The following is a 19,805-nucleotide window of genomic DNA, read 5'->3' as shown; positions in this document are numbered from 1 at the left end:
GTTGGCATCAAGATGGCAGGTTGACCTTTTTGTAAGAAAATTACTTCGCAGCAGCCTGTTTTGCCGCCTGGAGTTTGTGGTAAGACGCCAGGAGTTTCTGGTGGGCCGGGAATTGACCCATGGTCAGATCGCCAGCAGTCAGGCCGTGGAAACGGACGGTGCCCTCAATAGAGCCCCAGGCCGCCGCGACGGTGTCGGCCCCAAACATCCGCTCGAAGGCTGCTTTGTACTGGGCTGGATCACGGTCATCGTCCAGGGCCAGCTTGAGGCTGGCAACCAGGCAGCGGAAGAAGCGGGCGCGCTCAGCGCTGTAGGTCGACACGTTGTAATCAACACACCAGCTCGCGTGCTCCAGTGCCAGCTCCAGATCGCCGCCGGCCAATGCCAGCAGACATTTCAGCTCGCCGATCCGCAGGGTCTGCCAGGCATCCCCGGCTTGTGGGACCAGGCCGACGATCTCGTACAGGCGGTTGAAATCATCAAAACCCTCTTCTTCAAGGATGTGGAACAGCTCAGCATACTGCTCGGCTTCCCACTCGACCTGCGGCAGGGCCAGCAGGGTTTCGCGCAGCTCCAGGGCCACATTGTTGTTGGCTTCAATCAGCTCTTCAACCGGATAGATCTCAGACCAGCCCGGGACGATGATCCGGCAGCAGTCGACACCCAGGTGATCGTAGTCGGCGATGTACGCATCGGTTCCTTCGGCATGCAAAATCGCCAGCAGGTGGTTGAACTCTTCTTCTGAGGTGCCGCTGAAATTCCAGTCGACAAAATCAAAGTCGGCATCGGCCTGGAACAGATCCCAGGCGATGAGGCCCGAAGAGTCAATGAAATGGGTTTCCAGGTTGTGGTGATCGCTCACTTCATCGCGGTCGAAAGACGGCTCCGGGAACACATCGAGATCTTTGAGGCCACGGCCTTGCAGCAGTTCGGTCACCGTCCGTTCAAAGGCGACTTCAAAGCGCGGGTGGGCGCCGAACGAGGCAAAGCAGGTGCTGTTGCTCGGGTTGAACAGCACCACGCAAATCACCGGGTACTTGCCGCCCAGCGAGGCATCGTAGCAGTAGATCGGGAACCCTTCGGCTTCCAGCGCATCAATGGAGGCTTTGATCCCCGGGAAACGCTCGATCACGCTGGCCGGAATTTCCGGCAGGCTGATGTGCTCGGCGATGATACGGTTTTTGATCTTGCGCTCGAACACTTCGGACAGCCCCTGGGTGCGGGCTTCGGTCTTGGTGTTGCCCGCAGACATGCCGTTGGAAACGTACAGGTTGCCGATGATGTTCATCGGAATATAGACGGTTTCCTGATCGCTCTGGCGCTCAAACGGCAGTGCACAGATCCCGCGTGCCAGGTTGCTCGATTGCAGATCGATCAAATCGGTGCCCAGCAGCTCCAGGGTCGGATCGTAGAACTGGGTCAGACGCTCATCCAGGATGGCTTCCGGCGGCAGGTTTTCTTCCAGATCGATTGGGAACCACTTTTCGTTCGGGTAATGCACGAACGCGCTGTCGGCGACTTCCTGACCCAGGTAGTAATCGGCGTAGAAGTAGTTGGTCGCCAGACGCTCGAAGTACTCTCCCAGCGCAGATGCCAGGGCCGCTTTCTTAGTGGCGCCCTTGCCGTTGGTGAAGTTCATCGGGGCATCGACATCCCGGATATGCACCGACCAGACATTTGGCACTGGGTTCAGCCAGGAGGCTTCTTCAATGTTGAATCCCAGTGCTTGGAGTTTGGACTGGAAGCGCTCAATGGATTCTTCCAGCGCGGCGTCTTTTCCAGGAATAAATGTTTGCATGTTCGATCTCGTCAGCTGTGTTGAGTGGCGCGCAGTATACCGAATTCTGCCCGCTGAACCCAAGTGCAGAAATGGACGGCGGCAACTCGAGGGTCACCGCCGTTCAGGAGGGGAGGCGCAACGTGCGACGTGCGTTTTAGTGCTGTGCTGCAACCCGGAACGTATCGAGGCGGTTTTTCTGCTCCTCGGCCAGTTGCGACAGGTGATTGCTGGCATCGGCACTCTGGCTGATCCCGGCGACATTCTGGCTGATAATATCGTTGATATGATTGATACTTTCGGTGATGTCGTTGACCACCCGGTTCTGCTCCTCGACCGAGGCCGTCACGTCACCGTTTACCTGGCTGATCTGCTCCAGGGCCTGGGTGATCGAATCCATCTGGCTGCTGGTCTGCTCGGCAATCTGGCTGTTGCTGCTGACTTTGTTCAGGCTGTTATTGACCGCTTCCACCACGGCGGCGGATTTTTGCTGCAACAGATCGATGATCCCCTGGATTTGTTGCGTCGACTGCTGGGTTTTGGCTGCCAGCACCCGCACCTCATCAGCCACCACGGCAAATCCGCGGCCACTTTCGCCGGCGCGGGCGGCTTCAATCGCGGCGTTGAGGGCCAGCAGGTTGGTCTGCTCTGAAATGGTATCGATCACCGTGACCACTTCACTGATACTCATGCTTTGCTCGTTGAGATCGCGAACCTGGCCGGCGGTGTCGCTGAGTTGCCGGGCCAGCTCCTCGGTCAACTGACGGGCGTGGTGAGCAATGGCGGTACTTTCCGCCCCCATGGCCAGCGCCTGCTGGGCACTGTCATCGGCAGTTTTGGCATACCCGTCAACCTGGTTGGCGGTAGCTGCCAGTTCGGCAACGGCGGCGGTGATCCGTTCAATCTGCTGCTGTTGTTCGTGGCCATTGACCTCACTTTGGGTAATGACGGCTGCCAGCTCAGTTGAAGAGGCGGCAACCTCATTCCCCACGCCCCGCAAGGCACGGATGGTATGACTTAGTTGGGTAATGGCTTCATCCAGGCTGGCCCCTAGCAGGCCCAGATCGTTCTTGCCGGTGATCCCGGAATAGGCTTCTAGGTTGCCTTCGGCCAGGCTTTTCACGCTGCGGTACAGGCGCTTCATCATGCCGCTGATGGCATTGGACAACAGCAGGCTAATCGTGAGCGACAGCAGGGTCGCCACAATGGTTGCGATCAACTGGCTGCGGGTAATGGACTGGAGCAGCGTGGTTGTTTCGTCAGACAGAGCTTCCGTGCGCTGGTTGGAGACCCCGGCCAGCCGGGTCACGATGTCGGTATTTTGCTGGCCGAGTGAGGTAATGGTACTGACGGTCCGGGCTTTGTTTTGCTGCAGCGAGATAATGCTCTCGAGATGGTGTTGCCATTCCTGCAGATTTTGGCTCAGGGCGGCGTTTTCCGCCCAGGCGGCAAACGGGCGCAGTTGCTGTTGCAGGGAACGTGTGAGCTCCAGGGCTTGCTGGGTTTGCTCCTGGTTCTGGCCTTTCACGCCAACGGCCAGGTAATACAGCATCAGGCCGGTGGTATCGGCCATTTCCGTGATTTGCTTATTCCAGCGGGCGATATCCTCGGTGTCGCGCTGACGGGTGATCTGAATATCGGCATTTTTCAGATCCGTCGTGATCCAGCTCATTTCGTGATACAGGCGATCGATTTCCTGACGCTGGCTGCGAAACTGCTCAGAAGCCTCACTAAAACGCCGGAAGTTCTGGATAAAGGTTTCCAGATCGCCGCGGACCTCGCGGGTGACCGCTTGGTTGTCATGGTCGGTCAGCGAAGCAAAGCTGCGTTGCATCTGGGCCAGGTTTTCATGGTTGACCTGAGCCATGGTATCCAGGCGCTTGTAAAACCCCTGTGCGTGGATGGATTCCATCCGGCTGACATCGAGTAAATCCTGAAACTCTTTTAATACCGTATTGAGTTCAATCAGATCACTGACTTCCTCGGTATTGGTTTCGGCCTCGGAAATCAGGTTATAGCTGATGAGGATCGTAATAATAAAGCAGATCACTGCAAAGGCTGACGAGAGCGACAGCAAGATTTGCAAGGGCAGGTTTCGGATTGTTTTAAACATAGTTTTTCGGTCGATGTTAGCTCAGTTATGGGTCGGGAGCGCGATGGAGCCTGACGCAAGGAGGAAAGGTCCGGCGGAAAATCAGCGGCATTATTTGGGGAACGTCTTGAACAAGATAGCGACCGAAACTGAACGAGAATGAAATGATGCCGGGTAATTTTATCGGGCGGGAGGCCCAGATAACTGGTGTGAATGCAACGCGCAGGATTGATAACCCGGCGCAAGGATCAGCGTCGACCGGGCTCCCTTATTCCGGCAAGGCGGTCTCAGTTTTGGGGCGCAACGCCAACACATGGAGTAACCGCTCCGGATTTTGTGGCCACACCACCGGGTTGGCGACCGGGTTGTCTTGATGGAACCAGCCGGTGAAGCGCTGGGTGTTGTACTGGTAAAACTGGACGCTGTTATAAAGCGGTACGGTGATCTGCTGGCTGGCGACCAGGCTGTCGAGTTCGCGGATAATCGACAGCCGCTGGTGGGCGGTCGCGGCGATCGGAAACCGGGCCAGGAGCGCGTCAATCTGCGGGTCGCGATAAAAATGCATCGCATAGCGCGGGTATTGCGGGGCCTGGTAGGTGCTGTCAAACCCGAGCTTAAAATAGTTGAACGGAGTGAGTCCTTCCGGGTAGTTGGTCAGCGCCAGCGTGTAGTCGGCGTGCGTCATTTGCTCGACGAACTGATCAAACTCAACTTGCAGGGTTTGTGTCCGAAGGCCGATATCCGCCAGCATTTCGGAGAGCAGCTGGGCGGTGGTGTTGAAATCAGACCAGCCTTTCGGCGTCATGATCGTCAGGAGCAGTGGCTGACCGGAAGGGAGTTCCCGCCAGCCGTCCTGATCGCGGTCAAGCACGCCGAGAGTGTCCAGCCGCTCCCGTGCCAGATCCGGGTTATAGGTAATATAAGGACGGTATTTCTCGGTGGTGATCGGATCCGCCCAGCGCTCAAAGCGCTGGCTCATGCCGGAAGCAAACTCGGAAGGCACCCCTTGCCCGAACGCCGCAATGTCAATCAGCAGTTGGCGCTGGACGGCCATGGAAATGGCCCGGCGAAAGGCGCGTTGTTGGAACAGCGCCCGCAGTTGCGGCTGCGCGGTCTTGAAGTTGAACAGCAGGCTGATGGTGCTGGCCGGCGGTTGCCAGTAATTATAATCCGGGGAGTATGAGGCATAGTGGCGCTCGATATCCGGAATAAAAGAGCCGGCCCAGTCAAATTCGCCCTGGGCGATCCGGGCAATGAAATCATCATTGTTGGTCACCTTGGGATAATGGAGACAGTCGATCTGCAATTGCTCGGCTTGCCAGTACCGGGGATTGCGGCACTGCAGATAACCGTCGGCATTCAGCTGCTCGATTTGGGTAAACGGACCGGTGCCGATGGGCTCGGGGTTGGTAAATGTCAGCGGGTCGTCTACTTTTTCCCATTGATGCTTCGGAACAATGGGCTGTAACACCAGGGTATAGGCGATCAGGGCGTTGGGCTGCGTGAGCTTGATGTAGACCTGGTTGTTGCCGATTTGGCGGACGCTCTGGATCCAGGGACGAATGCCATGTGAGTCAAGGTTTGGCTTTTTTTGTGCTAATAAAAAGGAATATACCACATCGGCCGCAGTGAATGGTTTTCCATCTGACCAGGTGACTCCCTGGCGCAGGGTAAATGTGATCCCTTTGAGATCTTCATCGAGCTGATAGCCGGTCGCCAGGCGGTATACAGGCTTGTTGTTCTGGAAAGAATTGAAAATGATCAGGGGTTCAAAAATAAATTCATGGGCCGTCGGCATGACCGCATGGGAAAAGGGATTAAAATTTGCAGTTACATGCTCAATATATTCCGGAACCAGGGTCAGAATCGTTGGTTTTTGCGCAGCAGGCTCCCTGGCATAAACCGTGCCGGAAAGCAGAGTCACAGCAATCAGTAGCCATGGCATCCGCTGAGGAGAAAGAAAGTGAAAATAGGCTCTAGACATATGCCGGTTCGCTAATGCTCATACTGCAGAACTTTTATCGCCTTAACCTACCGCAAGTTACTTCGCGGATCAAATGATGTAATTCGGCATCAAATGCTTAAATATGCACGGAATTTAACTGTTGATTCTTTAGAGTAAAAAGTTAATAAAATGTTGCCAATCGATGTTTGTGGTGATACTTTCGATGAAGTGCTCGGAAAACAGACAAAACTTCTAGACCTGAGATTTCGTGCCAGAATGGCATATATCAGGCATCAACAGGAAGTGCACCGAGCAAACGTCCCGATTCATGGAGCAACAGGAGTTAGCGCGCATGGCTGAAGTAGTGGCGCTGGATGTAAAGGATCTGCATAAGTCTTTTGGTCAGAACGAAGTCCTGAAAGGAATTTCGCTGACGGCCCATCGCGGTGATGTCATCTCGATTATTGGCTCTTCCGGTTCAGGAAAGAGTACGTTTCTGCGTTGTATCAATTTGCTGGAAACGCCGACCCAGGGCGAAATTTGGGTCAATGGCGAGTTGATTAAAATGAAACATAACCGCCGCGGGGAATATCTGCCGGTGGATGAAAAACAGGTGCAACGGATTCGCTCCCGGCTGGCGATGGTTTTTCAGGGGTTTAACCTCTGGTCCCATATGACGGTACTGGGGAACGTGATTGAAGCGCCAATCCACGTGCTGGGGGTGCCGAGAGCCGAAGCGATTGAGAAGGCCGAAGCCTTACTGCAGAAAGTCGGCTTGTATGAGCGCCGGAATTATTATCCGGGTCACTTGTCCGGCGGTCAGCAGCAGCGTGCGGCCATTGCTCGGGCGCTGGCCGTTGACCCGGAAGTGATGCTGTTTGATGAGCCGACCTCGGCGCTGGATCCGGAGCTGGTCGGGGAAGTCCTCGGCGTGATGCAGGATCTGGCTCAGGAAGGGCGCACCATGCTGGTGGTGACGCATGAAATGGCATTTGCCCGTGATGTTTCGAACCAGGTGATGTTCCTGCATCAGGGGCTGGTTGAAGAGCAGGGCTGCCCGAGCAAGTTATTTACCAATCCGGAATCAGAACGACTACAACAATTTATTTCCTCGATTTACTAAACTTTAAGATCGACAGGAATGATTGCCCGGCAATGTTTGGGGATATTGCCGGGCAGATGCAAACACAACAGGAGTAGAAGATGAAAAAATGGATTTTGGCTGCGGCCGTCGTGTCTGCACTCGGTGCGACCTCAGTTCAGGCAAAAGAATGGAACGTGATCCGCTTCGGGATCGAAGGGGCTTACCCTCCGTTCAGCTGGACCGAGCCGAATGGTGAGCTGAAAGGCTTTGATGTCGATATGGCGAATGCCCTGTGCCAGGAATTGCAGGCGAAATGTAAAATTGTTGCCCAGGACTGGGACGGCATTATTCCGTCTCTGCTGGCGCGTAAATATGATGCCATCATCGCTGCGATGTCGATCACCGAAGAGCGCAAGAAAAAGGTCGACTTCACCGGCAAATACGCCCTAATCCCGAATAAGTTCGTGGCCAAGAAAGGCACCGAGCTCGACTTTACCAAAGCCGGCCTGAAAGGGGTCAAAGTCGGGGTTCAGCGAGCAACCACCCATGATAAATATCTGACCGACAACTACGGTGATTCTGTATCGATCGTACGTTACGGTTCGTTCGATGATGCCTACCTGGATCTGAAAGCCGGCCGAATTGCCACCGTGCTGGGTGATGCCTCGGCGTTGCAGGAAGGTCTGCTCAATAAAGCGGGCGGTGAAGGGTATGAGTTCATTGGCCCGTCACTGACCGATCCGGAGTGGTTCGGTGAAGGGTTCGGGATTGCCGTGCGCAAGCAGGACAGAGACCTGACCCAGAAACTGGACGCTGCCATCCAATCGCTGCGCGAAAAAGGCGAGTATCAGAAAATTGCAGCCAAGTACTTTGCCTACGACGTGTACGGCGAGTAATACCTTTCATGAAACACAGCGGGGGCCGACGCGCTCGGCCCCGGTTTGAGCCAACCGGCTCGCTTCCCTTTGCAGTATGAAGGAGCAACCTTTTGTTGGACTTAAAAGGATATGAATGGTCATTGGCCGAGGGGGCATGGATCACCCTGCAGGTCGCCTTGCTGTCACTGGCACTGGCCATGATTCTGGGGATGCTGGGTGCCCTGGCAAAACTGTCCCCTTACCGCTGGGCGCGTGCAATCGCTACCTTATATACCACGGTGATCCGTGGGATCCCGGATTTGGTCTTGATGATGCTGATCTTCTTCGGAGGACAGATGTTGCTGAACGACAGCCTGTACGGCATCAATGAGTGGCTAAACAACTTCTTTTCTTCTTCTGATCCCAACCATGAATGGGCCGAGTATCTGCCGGATTATGTGGAAATCAGCCCGTTTGTGGCCGGTATCCTGACCATCGGCTTTATTTTTGGGGCCTATATGGCAGAGACCTTTCGCGGGGCGATTCTGGCTGTCGACAAGGGCGAGCTGGAAGCCGGGAAGGCGTACGGGATGAGTGGTTTTCTGTCTTTCCGACGTATTTTGCTGCCGCAAATGATCCGCCACGCCCTGCCAGGCTTTGGCAACAATTGGCTGGTGTTGCTGAAAACGACCGCGCTGGTTTCGATCATCGGCCTTGACGACATGGTGCGCAAAGGCGCCCTGGCCGCAGGGACCACCCAGATGCCGTTTACATTTTATATGTCCGTGGCGGTGATTTTTCTGGTGTTTACCTCATGTTCGACCAGCGTGTTGAAATGGGTCGAGCGCAAGTTCAGTATTCATACGAGGTAAGGGAATGGACTTTAGTATTCTGACTGACAGCTGGCCGCTGTACTTAGAGGGGTTCTATACCACGGTATGGATGGTGTCTGTTGCCCTGGTGATTGGTCTGGTGATTGCGATCCCGATCGGGGTGGCGAGAAACAGCAAGCTGCCTGTGGTGTCCGGACCGGCTTGGGCGTTCATTTACTTCTTTCGCGGTACGCCGCTGCTGATCCAGCTCTACTTGATCTACTATGGTCTCAGTCAGTTGATTGCGGTGCAGGGGACCTTGTGGCAAGAAGCCTGGTTCTGCGCGCTGGTGGCGTTTGTGCTGAATACTTCGGCCTACACCGCGGAGATTATTCGCGGCTCAATCAACAGTATGCCGAAAGGGGAAATTGAGGCAGCGAAAGCGTACGGCATGAGTCACTGGCAGGCGTTTCGCCGGGTGATTTTACCCAGCGCGATGCGTCGTGCGTTACCTGCTTACAGTAACGAGGTGATCTTCATGGTGCACGGCTCGGCCGTGGCCGGGATTGTCACCATTGTTGACCTGACCGGTGCCGCCCGGATCGTGAACTCCCGTTACTATGCGCCGTTCGAGTCATTCCTGTTTGCCGGGATGTGTTATATGGCACTGACGTTTACGATTATCTGGGGATTCCGCAAGCTGGAAGGCCATTGGCTGCGGCACTTGCGTCCTTTGAGCTAATCGACTAATCGGTTAATTGGCTGGCTGGAAAACACAGGCATAAAAAACGCCGGTGCATCAGATGCACCGGCGTTTTTGATCGAGTCGCGCCGCGGTTGGCTGCCCGGCGGTCGCTGTTTTTGTTTTTCTTTCTGTTACTGTCGCTTAGACGCTGAACGTCGACCAGATCGGCGCATGGTCGGACGGTTTCTCGATCCCGCGCAGTTCATAGTCAATTCCGGCTTCCGTACAGCGCTGTGCCAGGGCTGGGGTGGCCAGCACCACATCAATGCGCAGACCGCGGTTGTCGTCAAAGCCGCGTGAGCGGTAGTCGAACCAGGAAAACTGATCCGAAACTTCCGGATGCAGCTGGCGGAAGGTATCGACAAAGCCCCAGTCCATCAGGGTCTTGAGCCATTCCCGCTCGATTGGCTGGAATGAACATTTACCGGTTTTCAGCCAGCGTTTGGCATTGGCGTCGCCGATCCCGATATCCAGATCGATAGGGCTGATGTTGATGTCGCCCATCACAATCAGATCTTCGTCATTGCTGTGATGGCCATTGAGGTAAGTCATCAGATCCGCATAGAATTTTTCTTTGGCCGGGAACTTGGTTTCGTGGCTGACATTGTCGCCTTGCGGGAAGTAGCCGTTCAGGACGGTCACTTTTTTGCCGTTCGCCTGCTCGAACGTCGCCATAATCATCCGGCGCTGGGCATCTTCATCGTCGGTCGGAAAACCGCGTTTCACTTCCACAGGGGCCTGCTTGCACAGCATGGCGACCCCGTAATGGGCTTTCTGGCCGTGGAAATACACCTTGTAGCCCATGGCTTCGACGTCTTCGAGCGGGAAGGCTTCATCATGAACTTTGATTTCCTGAAGACCGATCACATCCGGCTGGTGTTTGTCGATCACCGCCTGGAGTTGATGCAGGCGGGCGCGAAGTCCGTTGATGTTGAACGAGATTACTTTCATTAATGCTGGTTCCGTAATTTAGCTTGGGAAACAGGGGGATCCCCGTGGCAAACGCCGATAGTAGCACAGATGCGAAGCGGCAATGAACCGTGATGCGCTGGTGGCTGCGGGGCTCATTGACTATGCTGTTGAGGGGATTGCTCACTAGATGAGGTCACAGCATGGGCTTTTTATCCTGGATTATTCTCGGACTGATTGCCGGGGCGCTGGCGAAATGGCTGATGCCGGGCAAAGACGGCGGCGGCTGGCTGGCAACCATCGCTTTGGGGATCGCCGGGGCCTTTGTCGGCGGTTGGGTGGGGACCTTTATCGGTCTCGGACCGGCGACCGGGGTGAATATCGGCAGCCTGATCACCGCAACCCTCGGGGCGCTGATCCTGCTGTTTATCTACAACAAATTTCTGCGCTGAGACTGAATCGCAGATACAGCGAATGCGTCCATCCAGTTGAAGCTTATTCGGAAAATTTGACGATCATGCTCGAAATGCCCTGGCCGACACAGATGGCAGGCCTGCCTATAATCGAATGCATTCATGTTTCAGGAGGGCTGCACGATGGGGAAATTAGTCAGAGGGGTTTGGCAGGATGTCTGGTACGACACTGAGGCCAGTGACGGAGCATTCGTTCGCGAAGATGCCGGCTTTCGCCACTGGCTGACGGTGGATGGTGGTCCCGGTCCGGCCGGACAGCGGGGCTTTCCGGCTGAATCCGGGCGGTATCATTTATATGTTTCCCTGGCTTGTCCGTGGGCCCACCGTACGCTGATTGTTCGTCAGTTGAAGGGGTTGGCGCCGCATATCGGGGTCACTGTGGTCAGTCCGGACATGCGGGAGAAAGGCTGGGTGTTTGACAAGCCTGAGCCCATCAATGGTTTCGCATACCTGCATCAGCTCTACACCATGGCCAAAGTGGATTACACCGGCCGGGTAACGGTGCCGGTGTTGTGGGATAAGCAGACGCAGACCATTGTCAGCAATGAATCATCAGAAATCATCCGGATGCTGAACACGGCCTTCAATCATCTGACCGGCAATACAGCGGATTTCTATCCGCCGTCGCTCCAGGATGAGATTGACCACTGGAATTCTTTTATCTACCCGGCGATCAATAATGGTGTTTACCGTTGTGGCTTTGCCACTACCCAAGAAGCCTATGAGCAGGCTTTTGATGCGTTGTTTGCTGCGCTGGACAAAGTGGATGCGCACCTGGCGACCCATCGCTATCTCACCGGCAGCACTCTGACCGAAGCGGATTGGCGGCTCTTTACCACCTTGATCCGGTTTGACGCTGTATATGTGGGGCACTTTAAGTGCAATCGTCAGCGTATTGCGGATTACCGGCACCTGCAGGGGTATTTAAAAGAGTTGTATCAGTTCCCGGGCGTTGAAGAGACGGTCAATTTTGACCATATCAAGCGGCACTATTATTTCAGCCATCATATGATTAACCCGACCGGGATTGTGCCGAAAGGTCCGGCGCTGGATCTCCATTCACCCCATGGTCGCGATGATCGATAAGTTCCCCTAGAAGCGATGACTGTTGTTAGTGAGCGTTCCTGTTCGTGAGCGCTTCTGAAATGGCTCGCTCCTGAAATAGGGCGATTCTGTCGTTGATAGCTCCTGTAGTCGATCGCTCCCGGACCGCAGGGGACGGGCGCAGATCTTAGCTGGCCATGGCTGCAGGCGCCAGGAGTTCGCCGTAGCGTACGGTTCGCCGCAGGTAGGACAGGCCGAGCCGACGTAGCCAAATGGGGGACGCCGGGTCGGGCGTGATGAGCTGATGCAGGAGCCGCTTGCGCCATTGGTGCAGCTCGGTGGGGAGCGGGCAATCGGTGATCAGGTTCAGGCTGCGGCGCAGTTTGGGCTGTTGCTCTGCGCCCAGTCGCACCAGGCAATCCAGCCGTCCCAGATGTGCTTCGCTGCACAGCGGATATTCCCTCAAGATTTGCTCGTAGGTCATCAACGCAACATCCGGCGCGTCGGTCATGGCCTGAAATCCCAGGTTCAGTCGGCGCTCCAGGTCTTTCACGGCCTGGCCCACCAGCGGATCCGCTTTGATCTCATCCAGGCGGTGGCGACTGTGACCATCAAATTGATCCCGCACTTTAAGGGCGCGGCAGATGTCGCCAATCAGCCGGGTTTCGCCGAAATGCGCCAGCGCCGGTAAGGCATCCGCCAGCATGACGGACGGCAGGCGGCTCATGGTATTGAAGTGGGGGGCGAGCCCAATCATTAGTCGCCGCCGGGCTTTACGGATGGCGAGGAGTGAGCCGGCGTTGCCCAGTAGCAGGCGGCACCCGGTGAGATGACCAAAGCTGATCAGAAACGGGGCCTGAAACGGGGTAACGCGCCGGAGTGCCCGGCGGTGGATGCTCTCCAGCGCTTGGCGGAGCTGGCGGCGTAAACTGCCGGACGGTTGGGCAAAGTAAAGCTTCTCGAAAATCGCGGTAAATTCGGCAAAGCAGATGATCCAGCTGATATCCATGATCGGCAACTTGTCTGCCAGTGTCCGTCCGGCGGCCAGTAAATCTTCATGCCGGTTAAGGTCGGCCGCCAGCTGGGCGGCGGTGAGCGCCCGGTGGCTGATCCCCGGGGTAAAAGCCAGCGCGGTTTCGGCGGTTTTCAGCGCATCGTAATACTGCTGATTCTCTTCCTGGTAATGAGACAGGTAATCGTAGGCTTCGATAATCAGTGGCGAGCGATGCAGGAGTTGCTCCAGCAACCGGATGGCTTGTTTTCGCTGGCCCTGATGGTGCAGCAGACGGGCTTCTGCCAGCAAGGTTTTGTGGGTTGGCGGATAGTGCTTCAGCTGCGAGATCAGCTGGGCGACCGCAGGCCACTGGCGGGCGGTGATGAGCAGATCCAGCAACAGGCTTTCGAGTTTCGGATCGTGTCCGGATTGCTGCAACTGTTGTCGGCAGCAGGCAATCGCGGCCGGGAGCCCGGTTCGCAGTAGCGTGCGGTAGATTGGCGCCCGTGCCTGCATGGCTGACCGGACTTCGGCAAGTTTGGTTTTTAGCGGTGCCAGAGCGAGCGGCTTGGTGAGGAAACTGTCTGGCTCGGCCGCCATGGAGGTGAGGATCACTTCCAGCGAGCTGTCGCCGGACATCATGATCAGACCTGACAACGCGGAAAGGTAGTTGCGCTTTCGCAACAGGCTGATCAATTCAAACCCATTAAAGCCATGGGTCAGATGATAGTCGACAAACAAGAGATCATAGTGGGTCTGCTGGCAGCGATCGAGAGCCTGCTGGTAGGTGTGCGCGGTATCGACCCGAAATTCCCCCAATTGCTGAAGCAATCCTTTCAGGCACAGTGCTGCCGAGCGTTGATCGTCAATGATCAGTATTTTTTGTCTTTTCCCCGGCTGCTCAGACTGCCGTTTCTGATCCAGGCTCATCCTGATCTCTCCGCGCAAGCGTATAGTTGGTTCAGTATATTCAGCCTAGGGGGTGGGTTTCAAAAGACCTGTCTCAATAAAGAGAGGAAGAGAATATTGTGGTGAAATGTTGAAGTGATGGTGGCAAGGACCGACAAGCGGCCATAAAAAAAGCCAACTGCGATGCAGTTGGCTTGGAATGATGGTGGAGGGGGACGGATTCGAACCATCGAAGGCGGAGCCGGCAGATTTACAGTCTGCTCCCTTTGGCCACTCGGGAACCCCTCCACAGGGTTCTGTCAACAAGCGATGCGCTTGTTTTATCAGAAAGACGTACCTTACACCAGATAAGGAACGGCTTTCAAGAAAAATGGTGGAGGGGGACGGATTCGAACCATCGAAGGCGGAGCCGGCAGATTTACAGTCTGCTCCCTTTGGCCACTCGGGAACCCCTCCACAAGTGCGGTGCGGATAATAGCAAACATTTGGGGGCTGTAAACCTTTTTCCAAAGAAAACTTCACTGGCTGCTGGTATTTTCATCATCTTGTTGAGAGACAAAACATAAAATCGAGTTGTATTCGCTATCTCCCTCACTTATAAACGCTTAATTGCTTTACTTTACATTTCTTTACCCTGCTCAGGGCCGGATTTGGGTATGATTTGCTCAGAATTCTAGAAGCGGTTTTTAACATGAAGAAAATACTTGTTGCTGCGCTGGTCACGACAGCGCTCTCTGGTGGCGGCCTGTTGTACTGGCAGCAGAGCAGTCAGGCGGCGGAAGCGCCGGCGCCGTCAAAGGGGAGCCGTCAGATCCCGGTGACCACGCAGGCCGTGGTGGCCCATCCGATTCAGGAGTCTTTGTCTTTGGTTGGGAAACTGGCAGCCCAGCGCTCGGTCAATATTGCCACCGAGGTGTCTGCGAAAGTCGCGCTGATTGCGGTGAGTGCGAATCACCAGGTGGCCAAGGGGGCACTGCTGGTGCAATTGGACGATGCCAAAGCGCAGGCGGCCTTTGAAGAAGCCCGCGCTTACCTGAGCAATGAAAAGCGGAAATACCGGGAATATCAGAGCCTGGTGAAACGCGGTGCCGTGACCCAGACCGAGCTGGATGCCCAACTGGCGAGTGTGACGATTGCCGAAGCGCGGCTGAAAGCGGCGAAGGCTGTGCTGGATGATCATGCGGTCCGGGCGCCGTTTGCCGGTACGGTCGGGCTGATTGATTTCAGCCCGGGCCATATGCTGACCGTCGGCAGCGAGCTGTTTTCTTTTGATGATTTGTCGACCATGCGGCTGGATATTCAGGTGCCGGAGCAATACCTGTCGTTCCTGCGCGAAGGGATGGCTGTCACGGCAACCAGCCAGGCTTGGCCGGGGGTTACGTTTACCGGGGAAATTCAGGCCATTGACTCGCGGGTCCAGTCTGATTCGCTCAATATTCGGGTGCGGGTCCGGTTCGACAACCCGGATCGCAAGCTGAAGCCGGGGATGCTGATGGCAGCCCGGCTCGGGTTTATGCCGCGAGAGGCGGCCATTGTGCCGGTGCAGGCGCTGGAGTATTCCGGCACCAAACGCTTTGTTTACCTGGTGGATGAAGCCGGCAAAGCCCGGCGCACGGAAGTGACGCTGGGCACACGGGTTGACAATGAAGTGGTGATCAAATCCGGGATCAAAGTTGGCGATCGGATTGTGGTGCAGGGGCTGGTGAACATGCAGGACGGCGCGCAGGTGAATGATCTCACTGTGGCTCCGGCAGCGCAGACCGGGCAGCAACACGGAGAGAAAGCCTGATGTGGTTATCGGATGTTTCAGTGAAACGGCCGGTGGTGGCCGTGGTGCTCAGCCTGTTGTTGTGTATTTTCGGTATGGTGTCGTTCAGCAAGCTATCCGTTCGTGAAATGCCGGATGTGGAAAACCCGGTGATCAGTGTCAGCACGCGCTATACCGGTGCGTCGGCTTCGATTATGGAGAGCCGGGTCACCACGGTGCTGGAAGATCAGCTGTCGGGGATCAGCGGGATTGAACGGATCACTTCAACCACCCGCAATGGCTCGTCACGGATTTCCATCGAATTCGAAATGGGCTGGGATCTGACCGAAGGGGTCAGCGATGTGCGCGATGCCGTGTCCCGGGCCCGCCGCAGTTTGCCGGATGAAGCGACCGAGCCGGTGGTCTCGAAAGATAACGGTTCGGGCGAAGTCGCGGTCTATGTCAACCTGATTTCCAGTGTGATGGACCGGGCCCAGCTGACGGATTACGCCGAGCGGGTGCTGGTGGATCGCTTCAACCTGATCAACGGCGTCAGCTCGGTGGAGTTGTACGGGGCGCTGTATCGGGTGATGTACATCAAGCTCAAGCCGGAGCAGATGGCCGGGCGGGGCGTGACCACCAAAGATATTGTCGATGCCCTGAATGACGAAAATGTCGAGCTGCCAGGCGGGGTGGTGCGCAATGATACCACTACCATGTCGGTCCGCACCGCGCGGTTGTATCGTAACACGGATGACTTTCAGTATCTGATGGTACGCAAAGCTGCGGACGGCACACCGATCTACCTCAAGGACGTGGCCGATGTGGCGATCGGGGCGCAAAACGAAAATGCGACGTTCAAGAATAACGGGGTGGCGAACCTGAGTCTCGGGATGGTGACCATGACCGATGCCAATCCGTTGGATGTCGCCGATGCCGTTTATGCCGAAGTGGATCGGATGCAGCGCTTCCTGCCGGAAGGAACCTCCCTTTATGTGGATTATGACTCGACGGTGTTTATTGACCGGTCGATCCAGGAGGTTTACAGCACCCTGATGATCACCGGCGCCCTGGTGGTGCTGGTGCTGTATATCTTCATCGGCCAGGCCCGGGCGACGCTGATCCCGGCGGTGACGGTGCCGGTCTCTCTGATCTCCGCCTTTATGGTGGCTTATTTCCTGGGCTTTTCGATCAACCTGTTGACCTTGATGGCGCTGATCCTGGCGATTGGCCTGGTGGTTGATGATGCCATCGTGGTGGTTGAAAACATTTACCACCATATCGAACGGGGAGAGCCGCCGCTGTTGGCAGCCTTTAAAGGCACCCGGGAAGTGGGATTTGCCGTGGTGGCAACCACGGCCGTGTTGGTGATGGTGTTTTTGCCGATCTCCTTTATGGACGGCATGGTCGGGCCGTTGTTTACCGAGTTCGCGGTGTTGCTGGCGGTCGCGGTCATCTTCTCGTCGGTGGTGGCCCTGACCCTGAGTCCGGTGCTGGGCAGCAAGCTGCTCAAGGCCAATGCCAAACCGAGTCGGTTTAATCTCGCTGTCGATCGGTTTTTCGGACGGCTGGAAGCCGGGTATCGCACCTGGGTCAGTGCGGCGGTGCGCTATCGTTACGGGGCGCCGCTGATTGTAGTGGCCTTTGTCGGCCTGAGCTTCTGGATGATGCAGTCGGTGCCGTCGCAGTTAACGCCGCAGGAAGATCGCGGGGTGATCCTGGCCTTTGTCAAAGGCGCCGAAGGCACCAGCTACAACCGGATGGTCACCAATGTAGAAGCGGTTGAAAGCCGGTTGTTGCCGATGGTCGGGAACGGGGTGATCAAATCCCTGTCGATCCAGACCCCGGCGTTCGGCGGCCGGGCCAGCGACCAGACCGGCTTTGTGATCATGCCGTTGGAGCCCTGGGAGAAGCGGAGCGTGAGCGCCGATGAGGCGCTGGCGCAGGTGCGCAAAGCCCTGCAGGGGATCCCGGATATCCGGGTCTGGGCCTTTACGCCTGGATTTGGCGGCGGCTCTTCAGAGCCGGTGCAGTTCGTGCTCAACGGCGCGGACTATCAGGAACTGTTCCAATGGGCCAGCAAGCTGCAAATCCTGGCGGAAGAGAGCCCAATGATGGAAGGGGCGGATCTGGATTACGCTGAAACCACACCGGAGCTGGTGGTGTCGGTCAACCGGCAGCGGGCTGCGGAGCTGGGGATCCCGGTCGCCGATATTGCCGAAACGCTGGAAATCATGCTGGGCGGACGCACGGAAACGACCTTTGTCGATCGCGGCGAAGAATATGACGTGTATCTGCGGGGCGATGAAAGCAGCTTTAATAATGCAGCAGATCTGAGCCAGATCTATGTGCGAACCAAGACCGGGCAGTTGATCACTCTGGAATCGGTCGCCAGTGTTGAGGAAGTGGCCTCGGCGCAGCGGCTGAGCCATAACCGCAAGCAAAAGTCGATCACCCTGTCGGCCAACCTGATGCCGGGCTACACCCTGGGTGAGGCGCTCGATTATCTCGATGCGCAGGCGCTGGCAATGTTGCCGAGTGATATCCTGATTGACTATGCCGGTGAGTCGAAAGACTACCGCGAAAACCAGAGCAGCATCCTGCTGGTGTTCGGTCTGGCATTGCTGGTGGCTTATCTGGTGCTGGCAGCGCAGTTCGAGAGCTTCATCAACCCGATGGTGGTGATGCTGACTGTGCCGATGGGGGTATTCGGCGGGCTGGCCGGCATGCTGATGCTGGATCAGAGTATGAACATCTATAGCCAGATTGGGATGATCATGCTGATTGGTATGGTCACCAAAAACGGGATCCTGATTGTTGAGTTTGCCAACCAGTTGCGCGACAAGGGCGTGGCCTTTGAACAGGCGATTGTTGATGCGGCTGAGCGGCGTCTGCGGCCGATCCTGATGACAGCTTTTACCACTTTGTTCGGCTCTGTGCCGCTGATCCTTTCCAGTGGTGCCGGAGCTGAAAGCCGGATTGCGGTCGGGACTGTGGTGTTCTTCGGCATGGCCTTTGCCACCTTGGTGACCCTGGTGGTGATCCCGGCGATGTACCGCCTGATGTCTGCCGGGACCCATTCCCCGGGTTACGTGGCGGATCAACTGGAGAAAGCGCTGTACCGGGATCGGCAATCGCCGTCTCAGGTCAACGAGGATGCCGCTGGCTAATCGCAGCCCTCAGAAGCACCCTAAAAAACCGCCCGAGTGGCGGTTTTTTGACGCTTATTGTTCCTCAAAATTGGAGCTGGGGTTATTTCAGCCGCAGCGCTCAACTTTCTATGGCTTATATTTATTCGTTTTAAGTATCTATTTCATCGGTCGGAATCCGAGCGTCGGCTGGGTATTTCGGCCGGATTTTAGATCCCGCTATCCATTATGAGAATCAATTGTGTGTCATGGAACCACCGACATGATGAATGGATGAGGCCGCTAACCTGAAATTGCAATGGCAGGAACCTGATGAATTTGAAAATAAGTATGAATAAATAGGTTGATTATTGAGCTCTTGTTGATTCATTTGTTTGAAGTGTGATCGGGTGCGCACACGTGTTGTTGAATATGGGATATCCCCCCAATAATATAAATGATTGATTCCAAAAGTTTTGGAACCCTCCTTATCTTGTTTCTCATATATTGGCGTAAGATTAGCTATGCAAAGCGAAGAGTTGGCTGTTGAGGCATCACCGAACCTGTGGGTAAAAATGCAGAGTATTGCATTTGCGGTGGTCGCCATTATGTTGTCACTGGGGCAGTGGAATGACACCAAGGATGCTGTCGAAGTCATTTATGAATCCGTGATTACGAATTTCACCAATGAACTTGAATACGAACAGCTTGACCAAATTAAAGTCGGGCAGACTCATGATTACCTTCAATCATTAATGGGCGTTGCTCAGGCGTCGAAACCTTCCAAAATCGATCCGGCGGTGAATTTCTTTTATTACGGCCAGGATAAGTACCTCCTGACAGTTGCCGTGAAAGCGGAGCGGGTGGTGGGCTACAGCGTGGTTGCCCTGACTGACAGCTTCTCAGCAGCTGTTCCTTATACCGAACTGAATCTGCAAGACACGCCGATGAATAGCCAGGACACGGAGTTTGAGCGCTACTTTACCGACTTTGGTAACCTGGATTACTACGCCGAGTCTCACACCCTGGGACGCAATGCCATGTTCTATAACCTGCTGCTGGCCACGGTGGACTACGGTCAGATGGCCCAGCCGGCGAAGCAGGCCATTCAGTCGCTCAACCATCAGTTGAATATGGGCTCGGATGTGCAGGCGGAGGCGTTAAAACCACTACGCCAGCAGGTGCCGAATGCGTTTGCCCTGTCTGAAATCGCACCGGAAATCATGGCTGAAGCTTTGCTGACGCAGTTCGAGTTTACTGCTTTTTTTCGTTAATCAATTCGGGTGAAT

General features: G+C 55.6%; 14 protein-coding genes and 2 tRNA genes. 9 read left to right on the top strand and 7 right to left on the bottom strand.

Annotation, left to right across the window (positions count from 1 at the left end; genetic code table 11):
- Positions 1 to 40: 40 nt before the first annotated feature.
- From ycaO to VV869_RS02010, 3 genes are all read right to left on the bottom strand, one after another.
- Complete coding sequence (ycaO, locus tag VV869_RS02020; RefSeq protein ID WP_337733342.1) at positions 41 to 1,798, bottom strand: 30S ribosomal protein S12 methylthiotransferase accessory factor YcaO; 1,758 nt, start codon at positions 1,796 to 1,798, stop codon at positions 41 to 43.
- Between the two features lie 136 nt (positions 1,799 to 1,934).
- Positions 1,935 to 3,890 (bottom strand): methyl-accepting chemotaxis protein, encoded by a 1,956-nt coding sequence (locus tag VV869_RS02015; RefSeq protein ID WP_337733341.1) that lies wholly within the window; start codon positions 3,888 to 3,890, stop codon positions 1,935 to 1,937.
- Between the two features lie 247 nt (positions 3,891 to 4,137).
- Positions 4,138 to 5,853: an ABC transporter substrate-binding protein gene (locus VV869_RS02010; RefSeq protein WP_337733340.1), complete on the bottom strand. Its 1,716-nt coding sequence runs from the start codon at positions 5,851 to 5,853 to the stop codon at positions 4,138 to 4,140.
- A 313-nt stretch (positions 5,854 to 6,166) separates the two neighbouring features.
- Here VV869_RS02010 and VV869_RS02005 point away from each other — a divergent pair, with 313 nt between their 5' ends.
- The 4 genes from VV869_RS02005 (at position 6,167) to VV869_RS01990 (ending at position 9,309) form a co-directional block, all read left to right on the top strand.
- A complete protein-coding gene (locus tag VV869_RS02005) occupies positions 6,167 to 6,937 on the top strand; it encodes an ABC transporter ATP-binding protein (RefSeq protein ID WP_337733339.1) in 771 nt (256 codons plus the stop codon).
- 80 nt (positions 6,938 to 7,017) lie between these two features.
- Positions 7,018 to 7,794, top strand: a complete 777-nt coding sequence (locus tag VV869_RS02000) for an ABC transporter substrate-binding protein (RefSeq protein WP_337733338.1) — start codon at positions 7,018 to 7,020, stop codon at positions 7,792 to 7,794.
- Positions 7,795 to 7,886: 92 nt separating this feature from the next.
- The gene (locus VV869_RS01995; protein ID WP_337733337.1) at positions 7,887 to 8,627 is read left to right on the top strand and encodes an ABC transporter permease; all 741 of its coding nucleotides are present in this window, start codon (positions 7,887 to 7,889) and stop codon (positions 8,625 to 8,627) included.
- A 4-nt stretch (positions 8,628 to 8,631) separates the two neighbouring features.
- The gene (locus tag VV869_RS01990; protein ID WP_337733336.1) at positions 8,632 to 9,309 is read left to right on the top strand and encodes an ABC transporter permease; all 678 of its coding nucleotides are present in this window, start codon (positions 8,632 to 8,634) and stop codon (positions 9,307 to 9,309) included.
- Between the two features lie 144 nt (positions 9,310 to 9,453).
- On the opposite strand, the gene xthA is transcribed toward VV869_RS01990, so the two are convergent.
- Positions 9,454 to 10,263 (bottom strand): exodeoxyribonuclease III, encoded by an 810-nt coding sequence (gene xthA / locus VV869_RS01985; protein WP_337733335.1) that lies wholly within the window; start codon positions 10,261 to 10,263, stop codon positions 9,454 to 9,456.
- A gap of 161 nt (positions 10,264 to 10,424) precedes the next feature.
- Between xthA and VV869_RS01980 the strand changes: the two genes are divergently transcribed.
- Together VV869_RS01980 and VV869_RS01975 are read left to right on the top strand one after the other, a co-directional pair.
- A complete protein-coding gene (locus tag VV869_RS01980) occupies positions 10,425 to 10,673 on the top strand; it encodes a GlsB/YeaQ/YmgE family stress response membrane protein (RefSeq protein WP_337733334.1) in 249 nt (82 codons plus the stop codon).
- A gap of 144 nt (positions 10,674 to 10,817) precedes the next feature.
- Positions 10,818 to 11,780, top strand: coding sequence for a glutathione S-transferase family protein (locus tag VV869_RS01975; protein ID WP_337733333.1), 963 nt, complete (start codon positions 10,818 to 10,820; stop codon positions 11,778 to 11,780).
- 145 nt (positions 11,781 to 11,925) lie between these two features.
- Here the strand turns inward: VV869_RS01975 and VV869_RS01970 are convergent, their stop codons facing one another.
- The 3 genes from VV869_RS01970 to VV869_RS01960 form a co-directional block, all read right to left on the bottom strand.
- Positions 11,926 to 13,662: a response regulator gene (locus tag VV869_RS01970; RefSeq protein WP_337733332.1), complete on the bottom strand. Its 1,737-nt coding sequence runs from the start codon at positions 13,660 to 13,662 to the stop codon at positions 11,926 to 11,928.
- A gap of 182 nt (positions 13,663 to 13,844) precedes the next feature.
- Positions 13,845 to 13,929: transfer RNA gene (locus tag VV869_RS01965), tRNA-Tyr, on the bottom strand.
- Between the two features lie 83 nt (positions 13,930 to 14,012).
- Positions 14,013 to 14,097, bottom strand: a tRNA-Tyr gene (locus VV869_RS01960).
- A 235-nt stretch (positions 14,098 to 14,332) separates the two neighbouring features.
- Between VV869_RS01960 and VV869_RS01955 the strand changes: the two genes are divergently transcribed.
- From VV869_RS01955 to VV869_RS01945, 3 genes are all read left to right on the top strand, one after another.
- Positions 14,333 to 15,430, top strand: coding sequence for an efflux RND transporter periplasmic adaptor subunit (locus tag VV869_RS01955; protein WP_337733331.1), 1,098 nt, complete (start codon positions 14,333 to 14,335; stop codon positions 15,428 to 15,430).
- Positions 15,430 to 18,558, top strand: a complete 3,129-nt coding sequence (locus VV869_RS01950) for a multidrug efflux RND transporter permease subunit (RefSeq protein WP_337733330.1) — start codon at positions 15,430 to 15,432, stop codon at positions 18,556 to 18,558. Before VV869_RS01955 ends, VV869_RS01950 begins: the two co-directional genes overlap by 1 nt.
- 482 nt (positions 18,559 to 19,040) lie before the next feature.
- The gene (locus tag VV869_RS01945) at positions 19,041 to 19,790 is read left to right on the top strand and encodes an ETEC_3214 domain-containing protein (RefSeq protein ID WP_337733329.1); all 750 of its coding nucleotides are present in this window, start codon (positions 19,041 to 19,043) and stop codon (positions 19,788 to 19,790) included.
- The last annotated feature ends 15 nt before the right edge of the window (positions 19,791 to 19,805 follow it).

Origin of the sequence: Photobacterium sp. MCCC 1A19761, from assembly GCF_037389125.1 — a bacterium.
Lineage (GTDB): Bacteria > Pseudomonadota > Gammaproteobacteria > Enterobacterales > Vibrionaceae > Photobacterium.
Note: the sequence above shows the minus strand (reverse complement) of the source record. Positions and strands in the feature narration are given on the sequence as shown.

Coding starts and splice junctions, on each gene's coding strand:
- ycaO (WP_337733342.1), bottom strand. CDS start 1,798: ATGCAAACATTTATTCCTGGAAAAGACGCCGCGCTGGAAGAATCCATT.
- VV869_RS02015 (WP_337733341.1), bottom strand. CDS start 3,890: ATGTTTAAAACAATCCGAAACCTGCCCTTGCAAATCTTGCTGTCGCTC.
- VV869_RS02010 (WP_337733340.1), bottom strand. CDS start 5,853: ATGTCTAGAGCCTATTTTCACTTTCTTTCTCCTCAGCGGATGCCATGG.
- VV869_RS02005 (WP_337733339.1), top strand. CDS start 6,167: ATGGCTGAAGTAGTGGCGCTGGATGTAAAGGATCTGCATAAGTCTTTT.
- VV869_RS02000 (WP_337733338.1), top strand. CDS start 7,018: ATGAAAAAATGGATTTTGGCTGCGGCCGTCGTGTCTGCACTCGGTGCG.
- VV869_RS01990 (WP_337733336.1), top strand. CDS start 8,632: ATGGACTTTAGTATTCTGACTGACAGCTGGCCGCTGTACTTAGAGGGG.
- xthA (WP_337733335.1), bottom strand. CDS start 10,263: ATGAAAGTAATCTCGTTCAACATCAACGGACTTCGCGCCCGCCTGCAT.
- VV869_RS01980 (WP_337733334.1), top strand. CDS start 10,425: ATGGGCTTTTTATCCTGGATTATTCTCGGACTGATTGCCGGGGCGCTG.
- VV869_RS01975 (WP_337733333.1), top strand. CDS start 10,818: ATGGGGAAATTAGTCAGAGGGGTTTGGCAGGATGTCTGGTACGACACT.
- VV869_RS01970 (WP_337733332.1), bottom strand. CDS start 13,662: ATGAGCCTGGATCAGAAACGGCAGTCTGAGCAGCCGGGGAAAAGACAA.
- VV869_RS01955 (WP_337733331.1), top strand. CDS start 14,333: ATGAAGAAAATACTTGTTGCTGCGCTGGTCACGACAGCGCTCTCTGGT.
- VV869_RS01950 (WP_337733330.1), top strand. CDS start 15,430: ATGTGGTTATCGGATGTTTCAGTGAAACGGCCGGTGGTGGCCGTGGTG.
- VV869_RS01945 (WP_337733329.1), top strand. CDS start 19,041: ATGCAAAGCGAAGAGTTGGCTGTTGAGGCATCACCGAACCTGTGGGTA.